Annotated in this window: 2 protein-coding genes and 1 pseudogene; all 3 read left to right on the top strand. The window is 68.3% G+C overall.

Translation table 11 applies throughout. From position 1 onward, the window contains the following. Positions 1-83 precede the first annotated feature (83 nt). Positions 84-374, top strand: a pseudogene (locus SNE206_RS39750) (transposase); the annotation flags it as partial. Between the two features lie 605 nt (positions 375-979). Beyond that, on the top strand, positions 980-2,503 hold the full coding sequence (gene ltrA / locus SNE206_RS39745) for a group II intron reverse transcriptase/maturase (protein WP_407918468.1): 1,524 nt from the start codon (positions 980-982) through the stop codon (positions 2,501-2,503). An 88-nt stretch (positions 2,504-2,591) separates the two neighbouring features. Then, positions 2,592-3,611, top strand: a complete 1,020-nt coding sequence (locus SNE206_RS39740) for an IS701 family transposase (RefSeq protein ID WP_407918467.1) — start codon at positions 2,592-2,594, stop codon at positions 3,609-3,611. The last annotated feature ends 82 nt before the right edge of the window (positions 3,612-3,693 follow it).

The following is a 3,693-nucleotide window of genomic DNA, read 5'->3' as shown; positions in this document are numbered from 1 at the left end:
CTAGTAGGGCTTGGTCAGGTGTGATCACTGGCGGCGTGTCCTTGTGGCCGCGGGCGCGTTGATGGTGTGTGACACCTGAGGAGATGGATCGGGTCCGGGAGGACCTGGAGTCGTTCACGGCGGAGATGTTCGAGGCGTTCACGCGCGCGGATCAGCGCCGTTGGGGGCAGGCGTATGTGCGGGGGCTGTTGCTGGACGGGCGGCGCAAGTCGGTGGAGCCGATGGCCGCCCGGTTGGGCGCGGACGGCAACCGGCAGGCCCTGGCGCACTTCGTCACCTCCAGCCCGTGGGATCCGGCCCACGTGCGGGCCCGGCTGGCCTGGCGGATGCAGGCCGAGCTGAAGCCGACAGCGCTGATCATCGACGACACCGGATGTGCGCCACGAGGCGCTGAGGATCGAGTGGGAGGAGGAGCCCACCGCTGGTCATCGCAGTGACCGGTTGAAGCTGGAGACAGGCTGGACCCCAGGTCGGGGGCGAGGCCGGAAGCAGTCTCGACAACGTAGGGGCGGACCGAGACCACCAGACGGTCCGTGCCCGCAAGCGAAGACGGAATGGGTGTAAGGAAACTGAACCAGTGGTTGAAGCCCCGTGAGTCGTCAGCGGCCTGCCGAACCTGGTGGATGGGCCGCGCCGCGGTGCTGGAGAGTGCTCTATCCGGTGGCCTCTCCTCTCCTGTCGCCTCTATCCCGTGGGCGCCGGGAGGCCCGGACCAAGACTGCGATGTGCGGTCCGTGGCGATGCCGCCGGGGTAAAGCTGGGCACCGAAGCCGTTGCAGAGATCCTCAGTGAACGTGGGAAGCGATCTGGCATCGCCCTCCCCGCCCGGCAGCCGGCCGGGCGGCGGGCAGGCGCGACGCTCGCCGATGATGCCGGGTCGTGGCGGAGTCGCCGTAGTACTCCGAGGACGGGAAAGCCGTCCGCATGGGGAAGGGCGACAGCGTGATGGCAGCAGGAGTGCTGTCGGGGAGGGACGTTGTTGAACAACGACGCGCCGCCGCAGGCGTGGCCGAGCATCTTCACGGCCGAGCGGCGGGTACTCGATCATCAACTCAAGCTGCACCGATGGGCAAGGAGCGATCCGGACCGCCGGTTCGCTGACGTATTCAACTTGATCTGCGACCGGGCCACGCTGTTGGTGGCCTGGGAGCGGGTGTCCGGCAACCGGGGTGCCAGGACAGCGGGCGTGGACGCGGTCACCCGCTACCACGTCGAGGAACGCCTGGGAGTGATCCCGTTCCTGGAGGAGCTCCGCTCCTCACTCAGGGACGGGTCGTTCACTGCGCTGCCGGTCAAACAGGCGGTGATCCCCAAGAAGAACGGCAAGGTCCGTTATCTGGGGATTCCGACCCTGCGCGACCGGGTCGCGCAGATGGCACTCAAGCTGGTCCTGGAACCGATCTTCGAGGCCGATTTCTACCCGTCCAGCTACGGGTATCGGCCCGGCCGTCGGGCCCAGGATGCCATCGCCGAGATCCACCATCTCACCAGCAGGCCGTCGAACTACGAATGGGTCGTCGAGGGCGACATCAAGGCCTGCTTCGACAATGTCGATCACCACGTTCTGATGGACCTGGTGGCCGAGCGCATCAAGGATCGTAAGGTCCTGCGACTGGTCCGCGCGTTTCTGCGGGCCGGGGTTGTCGAACTGCATGGTGGGCTCGCGGAGACCCTCACCGGGACTCCGCAGGGCGGGGTCGCCTCCCCGCTGCTGGCCAACATCTATCTCTCCGTCCTGGACCGGCACTTCGCCCGGATCTGGGACGAGGAGATGTCCCCGGCCTGGCGTCGGCAACACCGGCGCCGACGTGGACTGCCGAACTTCCGGCTGGTCCGATACGCGGATGACTTCGTCGTGCTCGTGCACGGCACGAGGGAGGACGCGGAAGTGATCAAGACGGAGATTGGCATGCTGCTGGCCGACAGGCTGAAGATGACCCTCTCGGAGGAGAAGACCCACATCACCCACATAGACGACGGCTTCGTCTTCCTCGGCTTCCACGTCCAGGCGAAGACCCGGGGCGACGGTCGCCGCGTCGTGCTCACCATCCCGTCCAAGCCAGCCCTGGCATCGGTGATGCACAAGATCAAGAGACTGACGGAGCGGGGCACGACCCTGCTCTCGTTGGAGGCGGTGCTGCGGACGGTCAACCCGGTCTTGCGGGGCTGGGCGGCCTACTTCCGTTACGGCGCATCGAAGAAGACGTTCTCCTACCTCGGCCACTATGCGTGGTGGAGGATGATCCTCTGGATACGCCGAAAGCACCCCCGTCTGACCTGGAAGAGGCTGCGGCGGCTGTTCTTCGCGGCCGACAGCATCACCGAGGGCGGGATCGTCCTCTACAACCCGGCGAAGACGCGTGTTGAGCGTTACCGCTATCGCGGAGCGCAGATCAGCACGCCCTACAACATCGACGAGGTGGACCCGGAGGGAGCGCGCTTCCGCCGGACCAGTCACGACGATGTGGCCTTCGTCGGCCAGGTCAGCGAATACCTCGCCTGATCCACCGGATCACGTGGAGAGCCGGATGCTCGGCCAACGGGCACGTCCGGTTCGGCGGGCGGGGACGGGAAGACCGACACCCGAAACGGTGCACGGCGTCCCGTCCCCGACCCAACTCCTGAAGGACGGTGATGCCTCGGCCTGTGTGTCGCGGCAGTACACCGGAACCGCGGGCAAGGTCACCAACTGCCAGGTGGGCGTCTCGCTGCACCTGGCCACCGATCGTGCTTCCGCCGCGGTCAACTGGCGGTTGTTCCTCCCGCAGTCCTGGGATCCGGCCTCCGGCAAGGCCGACCCGCCCAGGGTGGCCCGCCGCGAGCGGTGCGGCATCCCGGCAGACCTGGGCCACGTGGAGAAGTGGCAGCTCGCCCTGGACATGGTCGATGAGGCCCGGTCCTGGGGCGTGCACATCCCGCTGGTCGTGGCGGACGCCGGCTACGGCGACGCGGCGGCGTTCCGGCTGGGCCTGAACGAGCGTGGGCTGCACTACGTCGTGGGTATCTCCGCCACGCTCAGCGCCCAGCCGGGCTCCGCGCGGCCGTCCACCCCGCCCTACAGCGGGATCGGCCGCCCGCCGGTCGCCCGGTATTCCGACCCGGCGAAGAGCGCGAAGGCCCTGGTGGTGGAGGCGGGGCGGAACGCGGCCAGGCCGGTGTCCTGGCGCGAGGGCTCCCGCCCGGGCCGGGGCCGCACCGGGTTCAAGCGCATGTACTCGCGGTTTGTCGCGTTGCGGATCCGTCCCGCCGGGCGCGGGGTCCGGGATGCCACGGATGGCGTGGAGCTGGCCGAGTGCTGGGTTCTGGCCGAGTGGCCGGCCCGGGAGGCCGGGCCGGTGCAGTTCTGGCTCTCCGACCTGCCCGTCGACACCCCGCTGACCACCCTGGTCCGCCTGGCCAAGCTCCGCTGGCGCATCGAGCACGACTACCGGGAGATGAAGCAGGCCCTGGGACTTGCCCACTTCGAGGGCCGCACCTTCAGCGGCTGGCACCACCACGTCACCCTCGTCTCCCTCGCCCACGCCTTCTGCACCCTGCGGAGGCTGGCCCGGGCCCCAAAAGAAATGGCAGCGGTCCGAGCCTCTACCAGGTCGTCCGCGAGCTGCAGTTGATCCTCGCCACCTGGGCCGGCGCCTGCCCCACCTGCCACCGCGACATACCCACACCCATACGGACCTGACCAAGCCCTACTAG

Source organism: Kitasatospora sp. NE20-6, from assembly GCF_045862635.1.
The sequence above is the reverse complement of the archived record's forward strand: the minus strand, read 5'-3'. Positions and strand labels throughout refer to the sequence as shown.